23 protein-coding genes and 2 pseudogenes are annotated in these 26,177 nt (G+C 53.3%); 6 read left to right on the top strand and 19 right to left on the bottom strand.

Annotated elements, in window-relative coordinates; all coding sequences use genetic code 11:
• Nucleotides 1-53 precede the first annotated feature (53 nt).
• The 6 genes from argT to NA197_RS18880 all read right to left on the bottom strand — a co-directional run bounded on the left by argT (nt 54) and on the right by NA197_RS18880 (nt 7,205).
• The gene (gene argT / locus NA197_RS18905; protein ID WP_000754418.1) at nt 54-836 is read right to left on the bottom strand and encodes a lysine/arginine/ornithine ABC transporter substrate-binding protein ArgT; all 783 of its coding nucleotides are present in this window, start codon (nt 834-836) and stop codon (nt 54-56) included.
• A gap of 288 nt (nt 837-1,124) precedes the next feature.
• Entirely contained in the window at nt 1,125-1,694 is a 570-nt protein-coding gene (locus tag NA197_RS18900; protein ID WP_000825682.1) for a UbiX family flavin prenyltransferase, read from the bottom strand.
• A 26-nt stretch (nt 1,695-1,720) separates the two neighbouring features.
• Entirely contained in the window at nt 1,721-3,127 is a 1,407-nt protein-coding gene (locus NA197_RS18895; protein ID WP_000380356.1) for an amino acid permease, read from the bottom strand.
• A gap of 63 nt (nt 3,128-3,190) precedes the next feature.
• Nucleotides 3,191-4,294 carry an alanine/ornithine racemase family PLP-dependent enzyme gene (locus NA197_RS18890; RefSeq protein WP_000281907.1) on the bottom strand — a complete coding sequence of 368 codons (1,104 nt, stop codon included), beginning with the start codon at nt 4,292-4,294 and terminating at the stop codon, nt 3,191-3,193.
• A gap of 1 nt (nt 4,295) precedes the next feature.
• The gene (locus tag NA197_RS18885) at nt 4,296-5,717 is read right to left on the bottom strand and encodes an APC family permease (RefSeq protein ID WP_000072512.1); all 1,422 of its coding nucleotides are present in this window, start codon (nt 5,715-5,717) and stop codon (nt 4,296-4,298) included.
• A gap of 90 nt (nt 5,718-5,807) precedes the next feature.
• The gene (locus tag NA197_RS18880) at nt 5,808-7,205 is read right to left on the bottom strand and encodes a diaminopimelate decarboxylase family protein (protein WP_000132306.1); all 1,398 of its coding nucleotides are present in this window, start codon (nt 7,203-7,205) and stop codon (nt 5,808-5,810) included.
• A gap of 210 nt (nt 7,206-7,415) precedes the next feature.
• Here NA197_RS18880 and NA197_RS18875 point away from each other — a divergent pair, with 210 nt between their 5' ends.
• Nucleotides 7,416-8,843 carry a sigma-54 interaction domain-containing protein gene (locus NA197_RS18875; RefSeq protein WP_000168929.1) on the top strand — a complete coding sequence of 476 codons (1,428 nt, stop codon included), beginning with the start codon at nt 7,416-7,418 and terminating at the stop codon, nt 8,841-8,843.
• Between the two features lie 35 nt (nt 8,844-8,878).
• Here the strand turns inward: NA197_RS18875 and purF are convergent, their stop codons facing one another.
• The 9 genes from purF to pdxB form a co-directional block, all read right to left on the bottom strand.
• A complete protein-coding gene (gene purF, locus NA197_RS18870) occupies nt 8,879-10,396 on the bottom strand; it encodes an amidophosphoribosyltransferase (protein WP_000334205.1) in 1,518 nt (505 codons plus the stop codon).
• A 37-nt stretch (nt 10,397-10,433) separates the two neighbouring features.
• Nucleotides 10,434-10,922: a colicin V production protein gene (gene cvpA, locus NA197_RS18865; protein WP_000262102.1), complete on the bottom strand. Its 489-nt coding sequence runs from the start codon at nt 10,920-10,922 to the stop codon at nt 10,434-10,436.
• A 311-nt stretch (nt 10,923-11,233) separates the two neighbouring features.
• Nucleotides 11,234-11,908, bottom strand: a complete 675-nt coding sequence (gene dedD / locus NA197_RS18860) for a cell division protein DedD (protein WP_000157031.1) — start codon at nt 11,906-11,908, stop codon at nt 11,234-11,236.
• Nucleotides 11,898-13,166 (bottom strand): bifunctional tetrahydrofolate synthase/dihydrofolate synthase, encoded by a 1,269-nt coding sequence (gene folC / locus NA197_RS18855; RefSeq protein WP_064042907.1) that lies wholly within the window; start codon nt 13,164-13,166, stop codon nt 11,898-11,900. Before folC ends, dedD begins: the two co-directional genes overlap by 11 nt.
• Before the next feature lie 64 nt (nt 13,167-13,230).
• On the bottom strand, nt 13,231-14,148 hold the full coding sequence (gene accD / locus NA197_RS18850) for an acetyl-CoA carboxylase, carboxyltransferase subunit beta (protein ID WP_064042908.1): 918 nt from the start codon (nt 14,146-14,148) through the stop codon (nt 13,231-13,233).
• A 149-nt stretch (nt 14,149-14,297) separates the two neighbouring features.
• A complete protein-coding gene (locus tag NA197_RS18845) occupies nt 14,298-14,957 on the bottom strand; it encodes a DedA family protein (protein ID WP_000364318.1) in 660 nt (219 codons plus the stop codon).
• A gap of 48 nt (nt 14,958-15,005) precedes the next feature.
• Nucleotides 15,006-15,818, bottom strand: a complete 813-nt coding sequence (gene truA, locus NA197_RS18840; RefSeq protein WP_000016631.1) for a tRNA pseudouridine(38-40) synthase TruA — start codon at nt 15,816-15,818, stop codon at nt 15,006-15,008.
• The gene (locus NA197_RS18835; protein ID WP_001289141.1) at nt 15,818-16,831 is read right to left on the bottom strand and encodes an aspartate-semialdehyde dehydrogenase; all 1,014 of its coding nucleotides are present in this window, start codon (nt 16,829-16,831) and stop codon (nt 15,818-15,820) included. The genes truA and NA197_RS18835 overlap by 1 nt, the downstream gene beginning before the upstream one ends.
• A gap of 67 nt (nt 16,832-16,898) precedes the next feature.
• Nucleotides 16,899-18,035, bottom strand: a complete 1,137-nt coding sequence (pdxB, locus tag NA197_RS18830) for a 4-phosphoerythronate dehydrogenase PdxB (RefSeq protein ID WP_000699176.1) — start codon at nt 18,033-18,035, stop codon at nt 16,899-16,901.
• Nucleotides 18,036-18,138: 103 nt separating this feature from the next.
• Here pdxB and flk point away from each other — a divergent pair, with 103 nt between their 5' ends.
• Complete coding sequence (gene flk, locus NA197_RS18825) at nt 18,139-19,140, top strand: flagella biosynthesis regulator Flk (protein WP_000553395.1); 1,002 nt, start codon at nt 18,139-18,141, stop codon at nt 19,138-19,140.
• On the opposite strand, the gene NA197_RS18820 is transcribed toward flk, so the two are convergent.
• Nucleotides 19,137-20,315, bottom strand: a complete 1,179-nt coding sequence (locus tag NA197_RS18820) for an MFS transporter (protein ID WP_000127726.1) — start codon at nt 20,313-20,315, stop codon at nt 19,137-19,139. The two genes, flk and NA197_RS18820, sit on opposite strands and share 4 nt — an antisense overlap.
• 179 nt (nt 20,316-20,494) lie before the next feature.
• The gene (locus tag NA197_RS18815) at nt 20,495-20,869 is read right to left on the bottom strand and encodes a hypothetical protein (protein WP_001051266.1); all 375 of its coding nucleotides are present in this window, start codon (nt 20,867-20,869) and stop codon (nt 20,495-20,497) included.
• A gap of 172 nt (nt 20,870-21,041) precedes the next feature.
• On the opposite strand from NA197_RS18815, the pseudogene NA197_RS18810 reads away from it, so the two are divergent.
• The 3 genes and pseudogenes from NA197_RS18810 to NA197_RS18800 form a co-directional block, all read left to right on the top strand.
• Nucleotides 21,042-21,173: pseudogene (locus NA197_RS18810) on the top strand (helix-turn-helix domain-containing protein); the annotation flags it as partial.
• Nucleotides 21,119-21,436: pseudogene (locus tag NA197_RS18805) on the top strand (hypothetical protein); the annotation flags it as partial. The pseudogenes NA197_RS18810 and NA197_RS18805, both read left to right, overlap by 55 nt.
• Nucleotides 21,436-21,954, top strand: a complete 519-nt coding sequence (locus NA197_RS18800) for a YbjP/YqhG family protein (RefSeq protein ID WP_064042909.1) — start codon at nt 21,436-21,438, stop codon at nt 21,952-21,954. The pseudogene NA197_RS18805 and the gene NA197_RS18800, both read left to right, overlap by 1 nt.
• A gap of 66 nt (nt 21,955-22,020) precedes the next feature.
• On the opposite strand, the gene NA197_RS18795 is transcribed toward NA197_RS18800, so the two are convergent.
• Together NA197_RS18795 and fabB are read right to left on the bottom strand one after the other, a co-directional pair.
• The gene (locus tag NA197_RS18795) at nt 22,021-22,677 is read right to left on the bottom strand and encodes a CPBP family intramembrane glutamic endopeptidase (protein ID WP_001142914.1); all 657 of its coding nucleotides are present in this window, start codon (nt 22,675-22,677) and stop codon (nt 22,021-22,023) included.
• 97 nt (nt 22,678-22,774) lie between these two features.
• On the bottom strand, nt 22,775-23,989 hold the full coding sequence (gene fabB, locus NA197_RS18790; protein ID WP_000817159.1) for a beta-ketoacyl-ACP synthase I: 1,215 nt from the start codon (nt 23,987-23,989) through the stop codon (nt 22,775-22,777).
• A 159-nt stretch (nt 23,990-24,148) separates the two neighbouring features.
• Here fabB and mnmC point away from each other — a divergent pair, with 159 nt between their 5' ends.
• Nucleotides 24,149-26,149, top strand: coding sequence for a bifunctional tRNA (5-methylaminomethyl-2-thiouridine)(34)-methyltransferase MnmD/FAD-dependent 5-carboxymethylaminomethyl-2-thiouridine(34) oxidoreductase MnmC (mnmC, locus tag NA197_RS18785; RefSeq protein WP_064042910.1), 2,001 nt, complete (start codon nt 24,149-24,151; stop codon nt 26,147-26,149).
• The last annotated feature ends 28 nt before the right edge of the window (nt 26,150-26,177 follow it).

Below are 26,177 nucleotides of genomic sequence, written 5' to 3'. Positions count from 1 at the left end.
ACATCTATTTTGCACCGTGATAGTTCCCCAGCGCGGCGCGTTATCCCCTTCCCTCAATCGCCGTAGACATTAAAATCGAAGTACTTTTTGGCCATTTTGTCGTAAGTTCCGTCCTGGCGCAGTTCGGTCAGCGCCTTATCAAACGCGGCTTTTAGCTCGGTATCGTCTTTACGCAGCCCAACCCCCGTCCCGTCGCCAAAATATTTTTTATCCTTCACGGAAGGACCGGCAAACGCATACTCTTTGCCCGCTGGCTGCTTCAGGAAACCTTCGCTGGCGGCGACTTCATCCTGCAATGCGGCATCCAGACGACCGGCGGTTAAATCGGAATAGATAAGATCCTGGTTGGCATAAGCCACCACATCCACACCTTTAGTGCGCCAGTTATCATTGGCGTAAGCCTCTTGCGTGGACCCTTGCAGCACGCCGACATGCTTGCCTTTCAGCGATTCCAGCGTCGGCTGAATGGGAGACCCTTTTGCCGCAATCAGGCGTGAATCCGCCGCGTAAAGTTTGTCGGAAAACGCGATTTCTTGCTGGCGTTTATCGGTAATAGAGAGCGATGAAATAATGGCATCGATTTTTTTCGCTTTTAGTGAGGGAATAAGCGCATCAAAGTCGCTGGCGACCCAGGTACATTTCACCTGCATACGCTTACACATTTCATTACCGAGATCGATATCAAAGCCAATAAAGTCGCCTTTGGCATCTTTCGATGAGAAAGGCGCGTAGGTGGTATCTGTTCCAATACGAACCGTTTGCGGGAGCGCGGCGTAACTGGCCGCCGTCGCGCCCAGACCTATCAGCAAAGACAAAGCGAGAACGGTCTTCTTCATACATACCCCTCAAGTAGCGTCATTTTCTTATGTTTTACGTGGCGTTGTGTGTTTGCAGACTTTTTCATGCAGGTCTTATGCCATTTTCACGTCAGCAAAACGATTCGACGTTAAATTTGTTAATAAAACGTTGCAATATTGTCCTGATGTTGAAGATAGCAGGTATGACGGTTGAACCGCAGCGTTTCGGCGGCTTTTAACGAATTAAATGTTGAGGATATGATCGCGGTTACAAAATTGCCCTGAAACAGGGCAACAGGGACAATAATGCACGCTAAACAGACAACGCTATGCGCCCTGCCAGCGAACAAAAAGATCGTGCGGAAGGGGGATGTCAAACTGATCCAGTACTCGATTAACCGTTTGATTTATAACATCATCTAACGTCTGAGGAAGGTGATAAAAAGCCGGAACCGGCGGCATAATCACCGCGCCTATCTCAGCGGCCTGGGTCATTAAACGCAAATGCCCGATATGCAGCGGCGTTTCGCGCACACACAGCACCAGAGGTCGCCGCTCTTTTAATATCACATCCGCCGCGCGGGTAAGCAGTCCGTCAGTATAACTGTGGACAATCCCCGACAGCGTTTTAATCGAACAGGGCAGGATAACCATTCCCGCCGTCGGGTAAGAGCCCGAAGAAATGCTGGCGGCAATGTCGCGCGCATCGTGCGTCACATCGGCCAGCGCCTGCACCTCGCGCAGCGAAAAATGGGTCTCCAGCGCCAGCGTTTGCCGGGCCGCCTGGCTCATCACCAGATGCGTTTCCACGCTATCGACATCGCGCAAAATTTGTAATAAGCGCACGCCATAAATCGCTCCGCTGGCGCCGCTAATTCCTACAATGAGTCGTTTCATGTTCTCTTACCGTTTACGAGCGCCGTTCATCCCACTGTGTTACGTAATCGGCTCAAAGTGGGTCTGAAGAGATACCATGACAAAAGAATCCCTATCATAAAAGCCAGCTCAACCAACATTATCACTACCCCCTGCTCACTAAACCAGGTGCCGACCATAATGGCAAAATTGGTGATAATGACAAATCGGGCCGTCCAGGGGAAAAGCGGCGATCGATAGCGTAGCAAATCGCTGGCGTACGTGCCATTACGCACCGATTGCCGGAAGCGATACTGGCACCATCCAATGGTTATCCATGCCAGGCAACCCACCTGCCCGGTACTGGCGATCAGATATAAATAAAATTGCTGTGCGGGAATATAGCGGGTCAGCAACGACACCAACGCCAGCAAGGCCGTGATTAAAATAGCATACACCGGCACGCCGCCGCCGTTCGTTTTACCAAAGCAGGCTGGCGCAAAGCGATCGCCCGCCATAGACCACAGCATGCGCGAACTGGCGTAAATGGCCGAGTTAGCGGCAGAAACCGCGGCGGAAAAGATTACCAGCGTCATCAGCGTATCCGCCCCCGGAATGCCCGCGTGGGAGAATACCCATACAAAGGGACTTTGTCCATTTGGCGTCAGTTCATGCGGATAGACCAGCGCCAGCACCGCAATCGCCAGGCCGTAAAACAAAATGATTCTGAGACCGATCCCCAGGATCACTTTCGGTAAAATAATGTGCGGCGATTCAGTCTCCCCTGCCGCATTTCCTACCAGTTCCACCCCCTGGAAGGAGTAAATCACGATCGTCATACAGACCACAATTTGCTCCCAACCGTGTGGAAACCACATTCCGTCTGTTTTTAACGTCGGGTGCCAGTCACTATGGCCCATTAGCGAGTAGATCATGACCCCGCCCGCGCAGATAAACAGCACGATCGCGAAGACCTTAATGGCCGAAAGCCAGTATTCGCATTCGCCAAAACTTTTTGCGGAGGTAAGATTGATGGCCGTCAGGATGAGCAGAATCGCCAGGCAGAACATATATACCGGAACCGCGGGGAAAAACTGGTGAGCAATAAACCCTGCGGCAGTGAGGTCGGCCGCCAGGGAAAAGACCCAGCTAAACCAGTAAAGCCAGCCAATGGTATAGCTCCAGCAAGGTGACGGCATAAACATCAGCGCGTAATGTTGAAATGAACCGGAGTGAGGAAAAGCGCATGATAATTCGCCAAGACACATCATCGTCGCCAGCATAATGGTTCCGGCAAACAGATAGGCCAGTAAGGTTCCCGCCGGCCCGACGCTGCTTAACGGTTCGGCAATGCCGATAAATAAGCCGGTGCCAATCGTGCCGCCCAGCGACATCATCAGCAGGTGCCGCTTCTTCAGGTTACGCCGCAGACCGCCTTCAGGCTCTGCTGGCGGAGATTGTTGCAGGGTATCCATCGTTACTCCCTGTCTTTCGTGAGGTCAAAGATGCCGCCGCGACATAGCCGCGGCGGTTATGCGTTAACGCGTAAACCTCCAGGCGACGCCTTTGGTCTGGCAGGCCATTAACAGGCCCGTATAATCCAGCTCAAAGCGAACCACATCGCCTACTTTTAGCGACTGACGACAATCTTCAATATCCACCAGCGTATGATCGCTGGTTTGCCCTAAGATAGTGATAGCGTCGTCGCATGGCACACAGTTATCCGACGGCACATCCTGGCGACCAAACGCCAGCAATGCGCGTCGGCGTATGCCACGATCGACAAAGGTTTTACTTTGCAAAAAGGCATCGACGCCCAGCTCCCCGACCGGGACGGTAGGTTTACTGTTCAGTTCGATGATTTCCGCTTCCAGGATATACATATCGGAACAGGCTTTATCTACCGGTTTTGCGGAGTGGTGAAATTCATTCAGGTATTTCATGTCCACATATTCAATGCCGAATTCATGCAGTCCGCCGATGCGCAGATGATTCAGTCCCTGCGGCCAGATACCTTTATCCAGCAGGTGATAGCTGGTGCAGTTTCCCGCAGAAAGCCGCCGGACAGGAATACCGCTGTCGGCTTCCAGCCGGGCGGCCAGCGCCAGAAAATCCTCGCCATTTTTTACCGTTGGCAACACGGTGCCGTAACAATTAAAGTTGGTGCCCAGTCCATATAATTCCAGACCGGGCAGACCAGTAATCAGAGTCACGGTCTCAAGAATGCGTTGATATTCACCAAACCAGATACCCTCGCGTAAATCGCCCATATCCACCATCAGTAATACCTGATGCGTTTTCCCCTGGCGTTGGGCTTCTTGCGATAATGCCCGTAATACCACCGGCTCGCTATTTAAACTAATATCCGCGTAGCGCACCACATCTTCGATTTCACTCAGACACGGGCTGCGTAACAGGCAAGTCGTACATCCTGTCTCGCGTATTTTTTTCAAATTATAGGTTCGTGATTCAGCAATAACGGTAATTCCGCCGTTGAACACCGCCTGTGCAGTTTCCACGCAGCCGTCAAAAACTTTATTGACAGCCATCACGTCAATACCGCTGCTTGCCAGCAGAGCTTTTTCCGTGCGGGCGTTTTCTTCCAGCTTGCGTAGATTGATTTCCAGAACTGGCATATACATTTTATTTTCCTCCCGCCATGCTTAAACGGGCATTACGTTTCTGCGCCCGATGGTAAATGTACTCCGCGACGACAACCGCCAGCACGGCTCCGCCAATAATTTTCCCGGCGTACTGGAAATATCCGCCCATATCAATTTGAGAAGGCGGAATAAATAACAGCGCAACGGCAAAGGCGATAGAAAGAAAGCCCAGCGCGGGTAAAATAGCCGGTAAAACCTTGCCCGGAATTTTAAAACTTCTTGGCGTATCCGGCTGAGTCTTACGTAAACGCCAGAACGCCGGGAACATCACCAGGTAAGGAATAAAATAGGTGATGGTCGTTAGCGCCGTTAACATCCAGTAAGCCGCCGCAACGCTTGGCGAAATAAAAGTCGAAAAACACAGGACCGTGACAATAATCGCCTGTACAGTCAAGGCAAAGGCGGGCGTTTTCCACACCGGATGTAATTTGCCGATTCGGTCCCCCAGCAGATTATCTTCACGCGAGGCTTCCTGGAGCATATAAATCGGCCCCACCAGCCAGGAGTTAATCTGCCCGAGAGCGCCAAAAAACATACAGATGGCCATAACAGGAATTAACCACGGCATATGCAGCGTATCCGCAGCAGCATGCATAGCCTGCATGACGCCTGCCACAATGTCGGTTTTCCCGGCGGGTAAAAGCGTGTTTAGCGCCCAGGTGCCGACCATATAGATCCCAACGATAACGGCGGCGGAGACGGCCATCGCTCGCGGAAAATCACGCTGTGGATTACGGGTACGCCCGGCAATCATCGGGGCGACCTCCAGTCCGGCAAACGCAAACATCATGCTGGATAAGAAAACGATCGTATCCCAGTGTCCGAGATCCGGAATCCAGTTTTTCGCTGTAGTGTAGTCCGTCTGCATCTGGTGTCCGGTACATAGCCATACCACCGCCAGTAAAATGAGGATGGCGGAGGGAATAAATACGCCGCACCAGGCGCTGATGCTATTAATAATTTTTGTCCATTCCATCCCGCGGATATTCATCAGCGTTAATAGCCAGAAAATTACCGCGGAACCAATACCGATAAATGCTTTATTTTCCGCCAGGCCGCCGCCGATCATATAGCCCAACGCGGTAAAGCCGAATTGCAGCATTAATGGGAAAAACAGTACGCAGGAAAAGAGAAAACAAACCACGACAATCCATGCAATACGTTTACCAAATGCCTCTTTAATCCAGACAAATATCCCGCCATCTTTCGGCCAGCCGGTTGACAGCTCGCCGCATACCATCGCTAAAGGAAAAAACAAGCAGAATGCGGCTATCACCCATAACAACATGGCCGATGCCCCGTAAGGCGCCACGTTAGGGATTTGCCGCAAACTCAGAATAGCGATGACATTCATAAAGACAATGTCTTTGATGCCAAGTAAGCCAGAATTCGTGTTACTCATGGCCATCTCCTGTTATGCATTCAGGCATCACTGCCCTCTTCTTATCATCTGACGACGGGCTTCAGCATGAAACTGAAGCCCAAAACAGTATTAATAAATGTCGTACTTGACCATATCTTCGTAACTGTCTTCCCGACGAATCAGACGCGTCTCACCATTTTTATCGATCATCACCACGCCCGTGCGCGGACGGTTGTTATAAACGGTTTGACTTTCAATGGTGTATGCCCCGGCATCAAGAAACGCGACAATATCGCCAACATGAGTCTCCTTCGGCAGTAAAAACTCTTCGCCTTTCACTCCCATGTGGAAATAATCCCCGCCATCACACAGCGGCCCGGCTAATTTTATCCAGGCGTCGTGCGCTGCCGTCATGCGAGAGGCGTTATAGACATAAAAGAACCAGTCAAAATGCTGGCTGTCAGAAAGTACGCTGTAACCAGCGTCGACAAATTTCCATTCAACGTGGCATTCCACATTGCCGTTAAGATCGTAATTTGTTTTACGTTTTTCGCAGGAGACTTCCGTAAGTAAAACCGCCGCCGACCCGGTCACTTTACGTCCCGGTTCAATACATATTTCCACATCGGTACGCCATTTATGCACTTCGCGAATGACCGCATCGGCAAAATCCTGGGCGGTAATACCGGCATACATATTATCTTTTAACGGGTCGCCATTCTCGTCGTCATATTTATAGGGAACCGGAATTCCGCCGCCCACGTTAATCAAATCAAATTTAATACCGAGCACCTCTTCCAGGCGACGGGATTCATCCACCAGCACTTTAGTCGCTTTTGCGAAAGGCTCTGACTCCGGCACCTGATCGCCTACATGCATATGCAAGCCGCGCAAATGCACATAAGGCATTGCCAGAATGCGGCGGCAGGTTTCTTCCGCCTGTTCCAGGTCGAGACCCGACTTCGCATGGAAAGCGGTAACCAGTTCCGCATGCGTCGCCGAGGGAACATTCGGCTCTACGCGGACGCAAACATTGGCGACTTTCTTCAGCTTGCGAGAGATGGCATCAATATGTTCCAGCTCATACAGGCTATCAACATTAATAAGATACAGATCGTTAGCGATGGCATATTCCAGATCGGCAGGCTTTTTCACCACGCCGTTGAAGACGATCTGATCGCCGCGAAAGCCTATCTCCAGACACTTGCGAACCTCATATTGTGAGTTTGCCTCCGCGCAAATTCCGGCGTCACGAATGGCTTTCAATACCCCCATGACCGAGCAGGTTTTTGACGCAAAGAAGGTTTTGGTATTTTTATGCGCCGCAAATGCCTGCTGGATTTCATGAATGTTACGAATAATCTCCGGCTCAGAAAACACATAGAACGGCGTGGGGTACTGGCGCGCCAGAGCGTCCAGATCGACCCCTTCAAAACACAAATGACCGTCTTTGTGCTGGAAACGGCGATCGCCGTTGATTACCTGCTCACGTAGCTGGTTGTAATTCTGCATAATCGAGTCAGTCATAACGCCCTCTGCTTAATGTTTATGGTAAAAATACGCATTCTTTACAGGGATAAAGCAAAAGGCATGCCACTATTTTTTATCAAAATAATCAATTACTTATAAAAATAAGCTATTTCTCATTTTCGTCATTGAGTTTGCTATTCATCACAACGACGAAAATTCGTCACTTTTATAATGGCAACATGAACAATAGATATAAGGAATGCATGTATGGCATCCACCAATCAGGAACTGGCCTCGGCGCTCAGGATGTTTTCCCGCTTTTTCGATTTGATTCATCAGCCGTTGGCCGTCATTAATGAGCGTGGTGAATACGTTTACTACAATCAGGAAAGCGCGGATCTGGACGGCTACAGCATTGAACGGGCAATGGGAAAACATATGCTGGATGTCTATCCGGGCATGAAAGAGACGCAAAGTACGATGCTTTCATCGTTAAAAAAAGGCGTGGAATACATTGGCCATTATCAAATTTATTACAATGCGCGAGGCCAGGCCGTTGACTATCAGCACACCACCGCACCGCTCTATGCAAGCGATGGCGGCATGGTCGGCGTTATCGAAATCGGCAGGAATATGTCCGGCGTCAGGCGGCTCCAGGAGCAGGTGGTAGAACTGAACCAACTGCTGTATGCCGATCGCCATGAGAAGCACCATGCCATTATTACCGAAAACCCGGAAATGCTCAGTAATATCGCCAAAGCCAAACGGCTGGCCGCCAGTAATATTCCGGTGACGATTGTCGGGGAGACGGGTACGGGTAAGGAGCTATTTTCCCGCCTGATACATCAATGCAGCAAGCGGGCGAATAAACCCTTCATCGCCCTGAACTGCGGCGCTCTACCGCCTACGCTTATCGAAAGTACGCTTTTCGGCACCGTGCGCGGCGCCTATACTGGCGCGGAAAATAGCCAGGGCTATCTGGAGTTGGCAAACGGGGGAACGCTCTTTCTTGATGAGCTGAACGCCATGCCGATAGAAATGCAAAGTAAGCTGCTGCGATTCTTGCAGGATAAAACCTTCTGGCGGCTCGGCGGACAACAGCAACTCCACTCTGATGTCAGGATCGTTGCCGCCATGAACGAAGCGCCCGTCAAATTAATTCAACAAGAACGCCTGCGGGCGGATCTTTTTTATCGGTTGAGCGTCGGAATGTTGACGTTACCGCCACTGCGCGCCCGCCCGGAAGATATTCCCTTACTGGCGAATTATTTTATTGATAAATACCGTAATGATGTGCCGCAGGATATTCACGGATTAAGCGAGACGGCACGTGCTGATCTGCTCAATCACGCCTGGCCGGGTAATGTCAGGATGCTGGAAAACGCGATTGTACGCAGTATGATCATGCAGGAAAAAGACGGGCTGCTGAAACACATCATTTTTGAACAGGACGAGTTAAATTTAGGCGTACCGGAAACCGCGCCGGAAAATCCCCTTCCCTCGTCACCCGATCCGCAGTATGAAGGGTCGCTGGAGGTACGGGTTGCCAACTACGAAAGGCATTTAATAGAAACCGCGCTGGATACGCATCAGGGGAATATTGCCGCCGCGGCCCGCAGCCTTAACGTATCGCGCACCACGTTACAGTACAAAGTACAAAAATACGCTATTCGCTTCGGCGTGGTACGTAATTGACATCGGCCAGCGGCATCGCGCCGCTGGCAAAGCCATTAGCCTTCGTTATGCATTTCCAGGTTTTCCATTTCGTTCTGGAACAGCACCGCTTTGGCGTCGTCATTACGTAATGAATCCAGGAAGTCGAGGTATTGCTGGTCTACGTCTTTGGTGACATATACCCCGTTAAATACCGAACATTCAAACTGCTGGATATCCGGGTTTTCCGCGCGTACGGCTTCGATCAGATCGTTCAGATCCTGGAAGATAAGCCCGTCTGCGCCGATAATCTGCCGAATCTCATCCACCTCGCGACCATGCGCGATCAGCTCATTGGCGGTCGGCATATCAATGCCATAGACGTTGGGGAAACGAATTTCCGGCGCGGCGGACGCCAGATAAACCTTCTTCGCGCCGGCTTCCCGGGCCATCTCGATGATCTGCTCTGATGTGGTGCCACGCACGATGGAATCATCCACCAGCAGGACGTTCTTATCGCGGAATTCCGCGCGATTAGCATTGAGCTTACGGCGCACGGATTTACGGCGTAGCTGTTGGCCCGGCATGATAAAGGTACGTCCCACGTAACGATTTTTGACAAATCCCTGGCGGTACGGCTTGCCGAGAATACGGGCAATTTCCAGTGCGATATCGCAGGAGGTTTCCGGGATAGGGATCACGACGTCGATGTCCAGATCTTCCCATTCACGAGCGATTTTTTCGCCAAGTTTGGTGCCCATATTCACACGAGCGCTGTAGACGGAGATTTTGTCGATAAAGGAGTCCGGGCGAGCAAAATAAACGTACTCGAACAGGCAGGGATTACTGACCGGGTTATCCGCGCACTGGCGCGTGAACAGTTGCCCCTTTTCGGTAATATAGATAGCTTCGCCCGGCGCGACATCGCGCAGAAACTCAAAGCCCAGCGTATCCAGCGCCACGCTTTCAGAAGCGACCATATACTCCGTACGACCATCGCCAACGTCACGCTTGCCCAGCACTAACGGGCGAATGCCGTGCGGATCGCGAAAAGCCACCATGCCGTGGCCGATAATCATCGCCACGCAGGCATAGGCGCCGCGGATTTGACGGTTAGTCGCGGCAATCGCGGCAAAAATATTGTCGGCTTCCAGCGGATAGTGACGGAAGTTGTCGAGCTCGCTGGCGAAAATATTGAGCAGAATTTCGGAATCGGAGGTGGTGTTGATATGACGGCGCTTTTCTTCAAACAGCTTTTTACGTAGCTCGTGCGCGTTAGTCAGGTTGCCATTATGGGCCAACGTGATGCCATACGGCGAGTTAACGTAAAAAGGTTGCGCTTCCGAAGCGCTGGAGCTGCCTGCGGTAGGGTAGCGTACATGGCCAATCCCCATGTTGCCCTGCAAACGCTGCATGTGGCGAGCTTCAAAAATATCGTTCACCAGCCCGTTTGCCTTACGCAAGCGGAAGCAGTTATTCGCATCAATGGTGATGATACCGGCAGCATCCTGACCACGATGCTGGAGCACTGTTAACGCGTCATAAATCGACTGGTTGACCGGCATAACACCGGCGATACCGACAATACCGCACATACGTCATTTTCCTCGTTAAGCCACATCTCAGAACCTGTTACGTCCTGGGCAAGAAACTCGACGAGCTTTGCAGATAGTCAAAGAACCATCTGATGATGAAGCTGAACTGCGGGATGAGCTGCGATTTGCTCCAGTCTTCGCTTTTCGACAAGCCGGTAAAGGTATCAAGGAAGAACAGAATGGCGGCGACAATCAGCGCGCCTCGCAGTGCGCCGAAACAGATCCCCAACACCCGGTCAGTTCCCGACAGGCCGGTCTTTTCTACTAGCTGACCTATCACAAAATTCACGATAGCGCCGACGATAAGCGTCGCGATAAACAGTACCGCGATAGCAATCCCATTACGAACCAGTTCGTCTTCAAAGCCCGTAAACCAGACAGACAGGTAAGTGTAGTAGTGACTGGCGACAAAGAAAGCACAACCCCACGTCACCAGCGATAACGCTTCACGAACAAAGCCGCGGATCAGGCTAACCAGACAGGAAAAAGCAATCACCGCGATAATGGCGTAATCAATCCAGACCATAGATGTCCCACGATTTTACGCCCTGTCGTCCTGTTCGGGGCGCATTCTAACAGAAAAAGAAAACGTTTGCGTAGGGATTTCCTTCCCACGCGTAAATAAAAATGGCGCTGAAAAAATATTCAACGCCATCACACTTTTTATCTCTTCGGGCACGACCAGAAGAGCTGCCATCGGCCTGATAAGCGCAGGATACCAGGTTTATTCCTTCTGCCGGATGGCGACGTAAACGCCTTATCCTGCCTACAGAACTTCGGCTATTTACCAGGTGAACACCGTAGGCCTTAACGCTGCGTGCTCAGGCAAAACGCGCCTTAGTTCGGGCTATATCCCATCACCACGCCGCTTAACCCGGAAATCTGCTTGAGCTCGCCAAGCGATCCTTTCATCTTATCTTTCGACGCATCCGGCCCAACGAGAATACGGGTTATTTTACCCTGTACCGGCGTTGAGGGGGAAGTATAAACCCGGAACCCGGCGGAACGAAGCTTGCCGACTATCTCGTTGACTTTATCCGCATTTTTCAGCGCGCCCAACTGTACGACATAGGCTTTGCCGGTCGGCGCAGGTTTATCGTCGGCGACTGGTTGCGGCGCGGGCGTCGGCGTGGAAGCGGCGACAACCGGCTGTTGCGGTTTAGGCTGCGGCTTCGGCTTTTCAACCGGCTTCGGTTTAGGCGTCTCCGCCGGTATCGGATCAAGCTCAACATTGTTAGACGCCATGCGCGACGGGTCCAGCGATGGCGCTGCCGCATCTCCCGCCCGCACCTCTTCAGCCGCCCCTTCCGGCGGCTGTGTCGGCAGCGCCTGCGTTGCGGCCGGCATCATATCCGGCTCATCACGGTCGCCAGGCTTCGGTACCAGTGGAATCGCAGCAAATTCATCCTGATAATGCTTTTTCTGTCCGTCCAGCAGACCGGGAAGCACAATAACCCCCAGCGCGACTAACACAATCGTGCCGACTAAACGATTCTGAAACTTACTCGCCACCGATTCTCCCCGCGTCTATCACTTCCATAACATGTGCGACGGTGTGGAATGATCCGCACACCAGCACGGTATCTTCTAGCTGCGCCGCGTCGATAGCGGCCTGCCATGCCTGCGCGACGCTATCATAGACATTCCCTTTCCCCAGATGTTCCAGAAGTTGTTCCGCCGTCGCGCCGCGCGGCCCCTCTAACGGAGCACAATACCAGTCGTCAACCACGCTTTTCAACCAGGCTAACGTGCCGGCGATATCTTTATCATGCAGCATACCAATCACCGCAAGCACGCGCCCGCGTTTCGGCAACATTTTCAGACGACCCGTCAGGTATTCCGCCGCGTGAGGATTATGGGCGACATCAAAGATAACGCGCGGCGACTCACTCACGATTTGAAAACGTCCCGGCAAGGTAGCCTGCGCAATACCGTCGCGAATCGCCTGCTCGTCAATGTTCAACCTGCTGGCGCGCAGCGCGGCCAGGGCGGTGGCGGCATTCGGCTGGGGAACCTGCGGCAACGGCAGTCCGGCAAGCGTGCCGTCGCCATCGGTAAACGCCCAGTGGGTCGCTGTCACCTCATAACGCCAGTCAACGCCGCGACGCCGCAACAGCGCGCCGGTCTCCTGCGCGACATCCGCGATGGTTGCCGGCATTTCCGGTTCGCCGACGATAGCGGGTTTTTCCGCGCGAAAAATCCCGGCCTTCTCGCGGCCGATACTTTCGCGATCCGGCCCCAGCCAGTCAGTATGGTCAAGCGCGATGCTGGTAATTACCGCTACATCGGCATCCACAATGTTCGTGGCGTCCAGGCGCCCGCCCAACCCGACCTCCAGAATCACCACGTCAAGGTTAGCCTGTTTAAACAGCCACAATGCCGACAACGTGCCATATTCAAAATAGGTCAATGAAATATCGCCGCGCGCCGCTTCTATTTCCGCAAAGGACGCGGTATGCGCGGATTCCGCTAATTCTTTCCCCTGCACGCGCACGCGCTCGGTGTAACGTACCAGATGAGGTGAACTATAGACGCCCACACGGTATCCCGCCGCGATTAACACCGACTCCAGCGTTCGACAGGTCGTACCTTTGCCGTTGGTTCCCGCAACGGTAAAAACGAACGGCGCAGGCTTGAGGATGTCCAGACGCGCTGCCACCTGGCTTACGCGCTCAAGGCCTAAATCGATACTCTTGCTGTGCAGGTTTTCCAGATAAGAAAGCCACGAGGCCAGGGGCGACGCAGCTTGAGGTATAGATTTGTTTTTCATTGATTCCGCTGCTTCTTTACGGTGAAAAGCAAAAGGGCAGAGCCTGCGGCCCTGCCCTTTTCAGTTATCGGGCCTCAGACTCCTGATCCGGCGCCGGAGGCACCACCACGCCTTCACGCGGGGCGTCCGGGTTCGGCGCGGGCAGATTCATCAGCTTCGCCAGAATGCTCGCCAGCTTCAGGCGCATTTCCGGGCGGCGGACGATCATATCAATAGCGCCTTTTTCGATCAGGAACTCACTGCGCTGGAATCCCGGCGGGAGCTTCTCACGAACGGTTTGTTCGATAACACGCGGGCCGGCGAAGCCAATCAGGGCTTTTGGCTCGGCGATGTTGAGATCGCCCAGCATCGCAAAACTGGCGGAAACGCCGCCCATTGTCGGATCGGTCAATACCGAAATGTAGGGTAGACCACGTTCCTGCATTTTCGCCAGCGCAGCAGAGGTTTTCGCCATCTGCATCAGCGACATCAACGCTTCTTGCATACGCGCGCCGCCGGAAGCAGAGAAACACACTAACGGACAGTTGTCTTCCAGCGCCTGTTCAACGGCGCGAACGAAGCGTGCGCCAACGACAGACCCCATTGAGCCGCCCATGAACGCGAATTCAAACGCGGCGGCGACAACCGGCATACCGTGAAGCGTCCCTTTCATGACCACCAGCGCGTCTTTCTCGCCGGTTTCTTTCTGCGCGGACGCCAGTCTGTCTTTATATTTTTTGGAGTCGCGGAACTTGAGCACGTCTTTTGGCTCCAGCTCGCTACCCAACTCCACAAGGGAACCTTCATCTAACAGGCTATGCAGGCGATTGCGCGCCGACATGCGCATATGATGGTCACACTTAGGACAGACCTCAAGATTACGTTCCAGCTCAGCGCGGTATAAAACCTGACCGCAGCTATCACACTTGGTCCACACCCCTTCAGGAATGCTAGCCTTGCGGGTGGGAGTAATGTTGCTTTTAATTCGTTCAATCCAGCTCATTGGTGACCTTTCTGCCTGAACCTTAGTCAGCTTTATTATAAGGGGCGCATAATGCCATTTTTGCCCCCAACAGACCATGAATGTTGCACATTAAAACATAACAGCCCGAAACTTTGGATAAAAAAGTGGTCGAACCGCTGAGTTACTTTCTATTTTGCGGCACGCGACGCAGCGCGCTTATGCCGGACAATCTCAATGACGCCAGGTAATATCGAAACCACGATAATCCCCACAATCAGCAGCTTAAGGTTATCCTGAATCAACGGTATCGTACCGAAGAAATAACCGGCGTAGGTAAAGAGCAGCACCCACAGCAGCGCGCCGATGACGTTATAAGCGGCAAAATGCCGATAGGACATGTGCCCCATCCCTGCCACAAACGGCGCAAAGGTTCTGACGATCGGCACGAAGCGAGCGAGAATGATAGTTTTACCGCCGTGTTTTTCATAAAACTGGTGGGTTTTATCCAGATAACTGCGGCGGAAAATTTTCGAATTCGGATTACTGAACAGTTTTTCGCCGAACAGTCGACCAATCGTGTAATTTACCGCATCGCCGACAATTGCGGCGATCAGCATTAACGCCACCATGACATGCACATTGAGATCGTTGGTTTCCAGCGAAGCCAGCGCCCCGGCGACAAACAGCAGCGAGTCGCCCGGCAGGAACGGCGTGACGACCAGGCCGGTTTCACAAAACAGAATCAAAAACAAAATAGCGTACACCCAGACGCCGTACTCCGCGACCAGCTCCGCCAGATGCACATCGATGTGCAGAATAAAATCAATAATAAAGTAGATCAGGTCCATATTTGTCTTTGCCTTTCTACCCGACACGTTTCGGGTGTACGATTCGGATTAGTCCGCCAGAAATAGCGGGCCCATTGGCGGTTTTGGAAGGTCAAACCGGTCAGGGTAATCCACCGCAACCAAATATAGCCCCTCCGCCTTCGCCGTTGCCGCCGCCAGCGTTCTGTCCCTGGCCGCTAACAGCTCTGCGATCCAGCTCTCCGGCTGGTTGTGAGCGCCTACTTCCAGCAGGCTGCCGACAATATTCCTGACCATATGATGAACAAAGGCATTCGCTTTGATATCGACCACCACATAAGGGCCGTGGCGGGTAACGTTGATGTGCATCACATTACGCCACGGCGTGCGCGACTGGCACTGCACCGCGCGAAACGAGGTAAAATCATTTTCGCCAAGCAGACACTGCGCCGCGCGATGCATCCGCTCTGCATCCAGCGGCTCATAGTAATGCGTCACGCCTTTTGCTAATACCGCAGGACGCAGTCGATGATTGTAGATGATATAGCGATAACGGCGAGCCGTAGCGCTAAATCGCGCGTGAAAATCATCCGGTACAGTTTTCACCCAGCGCACGGCAATGTCACCAGGCAAATTCGCATTTACCCCCAGCGTCCATGCCGCATCTTTGCGCAATGCGGTCGTTTCGAAATGGACAACCTGCCCGGTGCCGTGAACGCCGGCATCGGTACGCCCGGCGCAGAACACGTTAATAGGTTCATTTGCCACCTGCGAGAGCGCTTTTTCCAGCTTTTCCTGCACGCTGCGCACTTCATTCTGACGCTGCCAGCCATAATACTTGCTGCCGTCGTACTCAATACCCAGCGCAATTTTATAGACCGGCGATGATTGCTGTCCGGACATCAGTACAGATACTCCTGCACCAGCTTCTCCGCAATTTTAACGGCCATCAGCGCGCCGCCGAAACGCACGTTGTCCGCCACTGACCAGAACTGAATTTGTTCCGGCATACCGTAATCATTATGCACACAGCCAATAGAAAGCTGTGGATTGCCGGAAGCGTCGCCCACCTGCGTCGGGTAATCCGTCTCTTCTGACAGTACGATATCTTCACCGCGGGAAAACGCCTCGCGCGCCTCTTCCGCCGCCAGCGGACGGAGCGCTTCAAAGCTCACCATCTGCGCATGGCCATAGAACACCGGCGACTGCACGACACTGGCGGAGATCATCACGCCATCGTCCTGTAAAATTTTACGCACTTCATCGACGATACGACGTTCCTGGCGCACGCTGCCTTCACGATCCGGCAGCAGCGGCAGCATATTGAACGCTAACTGGCGGCCAAAGAAATCATCTTCATCAATCGGTATGCCGTTAAGCAGCTTCGCACTCTGTCCGGCCAGCGCATCGACCGCTTTTTTCCCCTGTGCGGACGCTGATAACATACTGGTGACGGCGATGCGCGACAGTCCCCCCTGATCGATTAACGGCTTGAGCGCCGCCAGCAGTTGACTGGTCAGACTATCGGCGACCGCAATCACGTTACGGTTACGGTAATCCGCCAGTACATACGGGTTAACTTCCGGCACGACCAGCGGCACATCAGGCTCCAGCGCGAACAGACCGCTGGAATCTATCACCAGGCAACCTGCATTAGTCGCGTCGTCTATCCAGGCAGCCGATGCCTCTGCGCCGGCAACGAAAAACGCCAACTGCGCCTGCGTCCAGTCAAAGTCCGCCGCATCCTGGACAATGACCGACTTGCCACCAAAACGGAGGTGCTCGCCCGCGCTTTCATGACGCGCCAACGCATAAATTTCACCGACCGGGAACTGGCGTTCAGCCAGTGTTTCAAGCAGGGCTTCGCCTACGGCGCCCGTTGCGCCCAGAATGGCAATGTTCCAGCCTTCAGACATGGTGATTTACTCCAGAAATACATAAGCGTCCCTGTCGCATTATTCGACAGGGAGCATTAAGAAGACATTAATGTGCCGGGTGATGAACAGCGTTAAAACCTAGCTTACACAGCAAGGCGGCTGCCGTTTCGTCGTCACACATCACGTATAAAGACGACCATTCACGGCGCTCAAGATAATTTTTACGCAATTTATCAAATTCACCCGGAATTCCAGCGACTTTACGCAGCGGCGCATCGTCGCGGCGCACATCATACACCAAATGCGCCAGTCTTTTCAGCGTCGGTTGATCCAGCGGGCCATGAAGCGTAATACGACCAAACTCAGGCGCAGGCAGTAATGTCTCCAGCGCGACATGCTGCTCGCGGCCAATAAACGCGCTATACGCCTCAAAGACCTGGGTGGTGCCGCGCGCTTTGCCTTCCAGCGTATAGCCGGCAATATGCGACGTGCCGATATCCACGGCTTCCAGTAGCGCGACGTTAAGATCCGGTTCGCCCTCCCACACATCAAGCACCACGCTCAGCGGCTGCCCGGCATTAAGTCGCGCCAGCAACGCGGCGTTATCCACCACCGGACCGCGGCAGGCGTTAATGAGAATGGCGCCGGGTTTCAGTCGACGGATCAGCGTCTCATCGGCCAGATGCAGCGTTTTGTACGGTCCGTCTTTATAGAGCGGCGTATGGAAAGTCAGGACATCCGCTTCCTGCACCAGCTCATCCAGCGTACGAAAATCACCCTCGTCCCCGCGTGCGGCGCGTGGCGGATCGCACAGCAACGTGCGGATACCCAACGCTTCAAGCCTGGTCTGTAGCCGGCTTCCGACGTTACCCACGCCGACAATCCCTATAGTGCGATCGCGTAACGAAAAGCCGTCACGTTCGGCCAGCATCAACAGCGCGGAAAACACATACTCCACCACGGCGATAGCATTACAGCCGGGCGCGGCTGAAAAACCGATGCCCGCCTGCTTCAGCCATGCCTCATCCACATGATCGGTGCCTGCCGTAGCAGTACCAACGAAGTTAATCGGCGTGCCGCTCAGCAGCGATTCATTCACTTTCGTGACCGAACGCACCATTAACGCATCGGCATGGTTCAATTCTTCAACGGGGATCGGGCGACCCGGCACTGCCTTTACCTCACCCAGGCGGCTAAATAATTCGCGGGCGTAAGGCATATTTTCATCAACGAGAATTTTCACGACTGTCGTACCTGTTTGAGAACGAGAGTTAACCGGACAAGTGTGCCATAATCTGGCCGCCAGGCATATATTGCTCAGATTTATGGTTAAAGGATAATTAATTATGCATCCCATCTCCGGCGCCCCTGCACAGCCTCCAGGCGAAGGGCGTAATCCTCTTTCCGCTGCGAGCGAGCAGCCGCTTTCCATGCAACAGCGTACGGTACTGGAAAGGCTGATCACGCGCCTGATTTCACTGACCCAGCAGCAAAGCGCGGAAGTATGGGCCGGAATGAAACACGATCTGGGGATAAAAAATGACGCGCCGCTACTGTCGCGCCACTTCCCCGCCGCTGAACAGAATCTTACCCAGCGTCTGGGCGTAGCGCAGCAAAATCACGCCAATCGTCAGGTACTTTCACAGCTAACAGAGCTGCTTGGCGTCGGGAATAATCGTCAGGCCGTCAGCGATTTTATCCGTCAGCAATACGGTCAAACCGCGCTTAGCCAGCTTACGCCCGATCAACTCAAAAACGTGCTGACGCTCCTGCAACAGGGGCAGCTTTCCATTCCGCAGCCGCAGCAACGTCCGGCAACGGATCGGCCATTATTGCCTGCTGAACATAATACGTTGAATCAGTTGGTGACGAAGCTGGCAGCCGCGACCGGCGAGTCAAACAAACTTATCTGGCAATCAATGCTGGAACTCTCCGGCGTGAAAAGCGGCGAGCTCATTCCGGCAAAGCAGTTTACCCATCTGGCGACATGGCTACAGGCGCGGCAGACGCTGTCACTACAACACGCGCCTACGCTACATACGCTGCAAGCTGCGTTAAAACAACCGCTGGAACCGGACGAACTCACAGCGATCAAAGAGTATGCCCAACACACTTATCAAATTCAGCCGCAAACGGTGCTGACCACCGCCCAGGTGCAGGATTTACTTAACCATATTTTCCTGCGTCGCGTAGAGCGGGAGGCGGATGAGCTGGAACCGCTCTCTATTCAACCCATCTACCGCCCGTTCGCGCCGATGATTGAAACCGTAAAAAATCTGTCTGCGCGGCCAGGCCTGTTGTTTATCGCGCTAATAATTGTACTGGCGCTTTTCTGGCTGGTTTCTTAACCACGCCGGAACGATAATATCGTCACCAGGATGCCAACCACCGCGGAGATCGCTCCCGCGAGGAATACGGAAGGATAGCCGCATGACGTGGCCAGCACGCCCGCCAGCGGGCCGGTAACGCCGTAGGAGATATCCTGAAACGCGGCGTAACCGCCGAGCGCCGTACCGCGTACCTGAGAAGGTACGCGTTTCACAACCTCCACGCCCAGCGCCGGGAAAATCAATGAACACCCTGCCCCGGTGAGCGCCGCGCCTACCAGCGCTATCCAGGCCGTCGGCGCCAGCCACAAGAGCAGCAGTCCTGCCGTCTCAACCAGCAATGAGACAACGGCGACCTTCACGCCGCCAAAGCGGTCCGGCATCCAACCGAACAATATGCGCATCAGTACAAACGCACCGCCAAACGCGGTCAGGGTGAATCCCGCCATCGTCCAGCCATTGCTGACAAAATAAAGTGAAATAAACGTACCGATGACGGCAAAACCCACGCCCTGCAATGCCAGACCCAGACCCGGTTTCCAGATAAGCCCGATCACGCTCCACAGTGAAGGTCGCTCCCCCGTATACGCAGGCACTTTACGCACGGTGCCGTTGAATGCCCAGGCCAGCAGCGGTAAAACCATCGTCGTCCCCGCCAGCGCCGCGAAGCCAAAGTGGCTATGGATCAGCAAGCCCAACGGCGCACCGGCCGCCAGCGCGCCGTAAATCGCCATTCCGTTCCACGACATCACCTTACCGGAACGCGTTGGGCCAACCAGCCCCAGTCCCCAGGTCAGGGTTCCGGTCAGCAGCTGGCTTTCGCCAAATCCGAGGATCAAACGCCCGACAATAAGCAGCGCGAATTTTACCGGCGCGGAAACCGGCAGCAGCGCGGCCAGGAGCCAGGCGGCGCCCGCCAGCCCGCAGGCAAACATCCCCTGTAACGCCGATCGTTTAGCGCCATATTGATCCGCCAGCCGTCCGGCATAGCCGCGCGTCAGTACCGTCGCAAAAAACTGAATGCCCACGGCGATCCCAACCATCGTATTGCTATAGCCCAGTTCGTGATGGACAAAAAGCGGGATGACGGGTAACGGCAGCCCGACCGTCATATAGGTCAGGAAAACCGCAAAGGCGATGCGGAACAGCGAAAAATTCGCAGACGGGGTCGTTGTTTTTTGGCTAACTGCTGTCATGCATTACTCCAGAATGCAGAGTAAGGCGGGGAAAGGCCACGCCCCCCTCTACCTGAACGTCAGGATTAAGGTGCGTTGGATAACGTTAAACGCTTACGCATTATCGGAAGGATAATGTAGAGAGTGAAGTCTGCCTGTGAGACGCGAAACTTGTCAACCTTGAAATTGCAGCCAGGGTATCAACGTGGCGGCGTGTCATCAAACAGAAAGGGAAAGACCGCTTTCATCCCTCTCACCTTAAACCGTCCGGTCACCTGCTTGCGCTGTTCTGGCGTCAGTAACCTGAACATCATCTCCCAGATATCTTCAGGCTCCGCTTCCTGTAAGGAAATGGGTTCCGGCGTAGGTTCCTCTCCGCTGTCGTCCAGATAACGATGAACATAAAGAGGGAAAACAGATATATGAAACTCCTCGGCCTTTGATTTAACACGCTTACGCCTGACACCCTCTTTCCCTTCGCTGTACTTATACAAACGTTCGCGAACCGCAGGCTCGCTTCCCGGAAACCCCGGTAAGCCAAGACATTCCTTAACCGTGAACCATTCCTTTGCCATCGGTTTCTTTCCTTTCCCCTGATGAAATAAAAATATTTCTTCTTTTTCGCGAAATTTTGCTTTCTTTCTGGCACTATTCTCAGAGTGAAAAAGAAAGTAACTTTCTTTTTCTCGCGCTAATTTTTACCTTAAAAATATCGGTGCCGATAACACATCTTCTTAGGATTACAGAATGGAACCAAAAAGCCAAGACTGGCATCGTGCAGATATTAAAAGTGCACTTGAAAAAAGAGGTATTACGCTCAGAGATCTTTCTCGTCAGGCCGGTGTGCGGAATTTACCCGAAAGGCAATTCAGGCGGGCGGTATCACGCTGGGGCATACATATCATGCGAAAGATTATGGCCCAATGTTAAGAAGCGCCGGATTCACCGCTATTGGTACCTATGAAATGCCGCGCGAGGGTGACGTCATCATTATTCAACCTTACGCTGGCGGAAACCCGAGCGGTCACATGGCGATATACGATGGCGCAGAGTGGTATTCGGATTTTAAACAACGCGATATGTGGGCCGGCCCGGGCTACCGGGCAGCCAGGCCCTCATATACCATCTACAGGAAGAATTAATGAAAACGTTCTCCCTTGTCGCGCTTATCCTGTTGCTTTGTAGTTGCTCCACGCCTCATCACGACAGTACGCAGGCCGTGAAGCAGTTCTATACCTCATGGATGACGACGTTCACGAACGATGTGAATCCCCCTGACGACACCACCGCCTTAATGCAACGTTACGTTGCTAAAGAGGTTATTCATCGCCTGGCGCTAATACAGTCCCTTTATGAACAGGAGATTGTGGGGGCAGATTATTTTATGTATGCGCAGGACTATGCGCCAGAGTGGATTCCACAGTTACGGGTTGGGAAGGCACACCCTTTCCTCGGCGGAGAAAAAGTGGATGTTCTGTTGGCTACAGAGTCAACGCCCATCCACCTGGAAGTTTATACCCGTTGGGAAGAGGGACGCTGGAAAATTTACCGCGTTCGGGATGCTGGTAAGGGTTATGAACAGCCGATTTATGACGCAGGCGCCATCACCCAGGCTGAGGCCTGGTCAGCGAAAGTCGCGCCGGAATATAAGAAGCATTAAAAAAGGAAACCGCCATCGGTCTCTTGTTCGTACCGGAGAGGTTAAAGCGCCTATTGCATCAGGCGCTTATTCCGTCGCTGAAAACAGTAAGCCGAAAATAACCCAGGCATTATTTAAAATATGAAGTATTATCGGTATCATTAACCCACGGCTTCTCATTCGAACAACGCATAATATCGATGAAAAAACAAACAGATAAACAAAAGTCACCGCAAAGAGATATTGTGTATGCATAATTGCAAAAGCGAGTGAGGTAATAATAATACCGGAAACTCTTGAGTACCGACCCCAACCGATACTGCTGTTTAATAAAAACCCTCTGAATATAATTTCCTCCGCCACAGGAGCCAGAAAGCACATCGCCAGCGTGTTAAGAAATTTATGAAGAAAAAATTGCCTTGATAACTCGGCCATCCAGGGTTCCGGGCCACTAAAAGCATTGTAGAGAACGGTAAGGCACACCAGGGCCAGCGCCGGAAAAAAACATTCCACAAATGATAAGCGGCCCAATGATAAAAACGGATAATACTTTGAATAAATACTCCAGGCGGCAATCGCATAGACAAAAACAATACTATATATAAAAGGCGCAGCCAGACCTCCCAAATAAAGCCAGGCATAGGAAGGCGAAAATGAGGCAAAAACAAAAATGCCAAGCAAACCAAATAAAACAGCCACACAACTCAAACTATGCCTAATTTTATCTAATGTATTAGTTGGCATTTATAGAATATCCATATAATTTGTTGTTCCCTGAATAATGAAACAGGTCGCATTAGCGACCTGTTTCATTATTGATACTACAACGTAATAGTCAGGCTTACAACTTACGCATCACCAGCGTGGCGTTGGTGCCGCCAAAACCGAAGCTGTTAGACATTACGGTAGTCAGTTCACGCTCGGTCGTTTCGGTCACGATGTCCAGACCCGCAGCCTGCTCATCCAGCTCTTCGATGTTGATACTCGGCGCGATAAAACCATGCTCCAGCATCAGCAGAGAGTAGATAGCTTCCTGCACGCCAGCCGCACCCAGCGAGTGGCCGGTCATCGCTTTGGTCGCGGAGATAGCCGGGCTGTTATCGCCAAACACTTCACGGATTGCACCGAGTTCTTTCACGTCGCCTACCGGCGTGGACGTACCGTGAGAGTTCAGGTAGTCGATCGGCGTGTCTACGCCGTGCATCGCCATCTGCATGCAACGTACTGCGCCTTCACCAGACGGAGCAACCATGTCTGCGCCGTCGGATGTTGCGCCGTAACCGACGATTTCCGCATAGATATGCGCGCCGCGCGCCAGAGCGTGTTCCAGCTCTTCGACAACAACCATACCGCCACCGCCCGCGATGACAAACCCATCACGGTGCGCATCATAGGTACGGGACGCTTTTTCAGGCGTATCGTTATATTTGGTGGACAGTGCCCCCATCGCATCGAACTCACAGGCCATTTCCCAGCACAGCTCTTCGCCGCCGCCAGCAAAAACGATGTCCTGTTTGCCCAGTTGGATCTGTTCAACCGCATTGCCGATACAGTGTGCGGAGGTCGCGCAAGCGGAACTAATGGAGTAGTTCACGCCATAAATTTTAAACGGCGTAGCGAGGCAAGCGGAAACGCCGGATGCCATTGCTTTCGTCACCACATACGGGCCCACGGCTTTCAGACCACGCGGGCTACGCATGGCGTCTGCGCCAAAGACCTGGAATTTCGGGGAGCCGCCGCCGGAACCTGCAATCAGGCCGACACGCGGGTTATTCTGATAGACTTCCGGCGCCAGACCGGCGTCGGCCACTGCCTGCTCCATAGACAGATAAGCATAGATGGAGGCGTCGCTCATAAAGCGCACGACTTTGCGGTCAATGAGGCCAGTGGTATCCAGTTTTACGTTGCCCCATACCTGGCTACGCATGCCGGCGTCCTTCAGCTCCTGAGAGAAAGTGATCCCTGAACGTCCTTCACGCAGAGATGCCAGGACTTCCTGCTGGTTATTACCGATGCTGGAAACGATGCCCAGGCCAGTAATCACTGCACGTTTCATTCAATACCTCTGTAATTCGCACTATTTTTAAGTTTCGATTGGCACAATAGCGTACACTTGTACGCCGAACAAGTCCGATCAGCCATTTAGTACGGAAATTTGCGCCGTCAGGCACACATCGTTAAGATCGCGATACCGCCCGTCAGACGAGTAACTTACGTGAAACAATACGCCATACAACCCGCCACACTCGAATTTAACGCTGAGGGTACACCTGTTTCCCGAGATTTTGATGATGTCTATTTTTCTAATGACAATGGACTCGAAGAGACACGCTACGTTTTTCTTGGCGGCAATCGTCTTGCGGAGCGATTTCCCGTACATTCACATCCATTATTTATAGTCGCGGAAAGCGGTTTTGGCACCGGACTTAACTTCCTGACGCTGTGGCAGGCGTTTGACAGCTTTCGTTCTGCGCACCCACAGGCGACGCTACAAAGGTTACATTTCATCAGTTTTGAGAAATTCCCGTTAACGCGCGACGATCTGGCGCTGGCGCACCAACACTGGCCGGAGCTCGCGCCCTGGGCAGAGCAGCTGCAGGCGCAATGGCCGCTGCCGCTCCCGGGGTGCCACCGCCTATTGCTGGATCGGGGCCGGGTGACGCTGGATTTGTGGTTTGGCGATATTAATGAGCTGACCGACCAACTGGACGCCACGCTGAATCAAACAGTCGACGCCTGGTTCCTCGACGGTTTTGCCCCGGCGAAAAATCCGGATATGTGGACGCCAAACCTGTTTAACGCGATGGCGCGGCTGGCGCGGCCCGGCGCAACGCTGGCGACGTTTACCTCGGCGGGTTTCGTCCGTCGGGGATTACAGGAAGCCGGTTTTACCATGCAAAAACGCAAAGGCTTCGGACGTAAACGCGAGATGCTTTGTGGAGTGATGGAACAACACCTCATGCCGACCCTTTCCGCGCCCTGGTTTTACCGCAGCGGAAGCGAAAAACGTGAAACGGCGATCATTGGCGGCGGCATCGCCAGCGCGCTGTTATCACTGGCGTTACTGCGTCGCGGCTGGCAGGTGACGCTCTATTGCGCAGATGATCAGCCCGCCCAGGGCGCTTCCGGTAATCGACAGGGCGCGCTTTATCCGCTCCTTAGCAAACATGACGCCGCCATTAATCGCTTTTTCCCGACCGCATTCACCTTTGCCCGTCGCCTGTATGATGCCCTGCCCGTCTCTTTTGATCATGCCTGGTGCGGCGTGACACAGCTCGGATGGGATGAGAAAAGCCAGCAGAAAATTACCCAGATGCTGTCCCTGGCGCTGCCCGCCGGACTGGCCTCGGCGCTCAATGCCGAAGAGGCGGAACAGGCGGTTGGCGTGACGACACGCTGCGGAGGAATTACCTATCCGGCAGGCGGCTGGCTGTGCCCGGAACAATTAACTCGCGCAGTCATCGCACTGGCGACCGAACAGGGTTTACAAACGCGCTTTCGCCATACGCTCACGTCGCTCGTTGCGCAGGAGTCTCGCTGGCAACTGCGCTTTACGTCAGGTGAAACCGCCAGCCATGAGACCGTCGTCCTGGCGAACGGCCATCAGATTAACCGTTTTGATCAGACCCAGCCGCTGCCGGTGTATGCCGTCGGGGGGCAGGTCAGTCATATTCCCACCACCCCCGCTCTCTCGGCGTTGCGTCAGGTGTTATGCTACGACGGCTATCTGACGCCGCAAAATCCGCATAATCAGCAGCACTGTATTGGCGCCAGCTATCACCGGGGCGATGAAAGCACCGTCTGGCGCGAAGAAGATCAGCGTCAGAACCGACAGCGTCTGCTTGACTGTTTTCCGGATGCGAAATGGGCCACAGAGGTTGACGTTAGCGGCAACAGCGCCCGTTGCGGCGTGCGTTGCGCCACCCGCGACCATCTGCCGATGGTGGGCAATGTCCCGGATTACCACGCCACGCTGACGCATTACGCCGATTTAGCCGATAACAAAACGTCGGCGGCGCCTGCGCCTGTGTATCCGGGTTTATTTGTGCTTGGCGCACTGGGATCGCGTGGTTTGTGCTCAGCGCCATTATGCGCAGAAATTCTGGCGGCGCAGATGAGTAACGAGCCGATTCCACTGGATGCCGGTACGCTGGCGGCGTTAAATCCGAATCGGTTATGGGTGAGAAAGTTATTGAAGGGAAAAGCGGTGAAGTAATGGGTCAGTCAATAGCGGAAGGCGGCAA

It is taken from the genome of Salmonella sp. NW884, assembly GCF_051700745.1.
Lineage (GTDB): Bacteria > Pseudomonadota > Gammaproteobacteria > Enterobacterales > Enterobacteriaceae > Salmonella > Salmonella enterica.
This window is presented reverse-complemented; position numbering and strand designations above follow the sequence as displayed.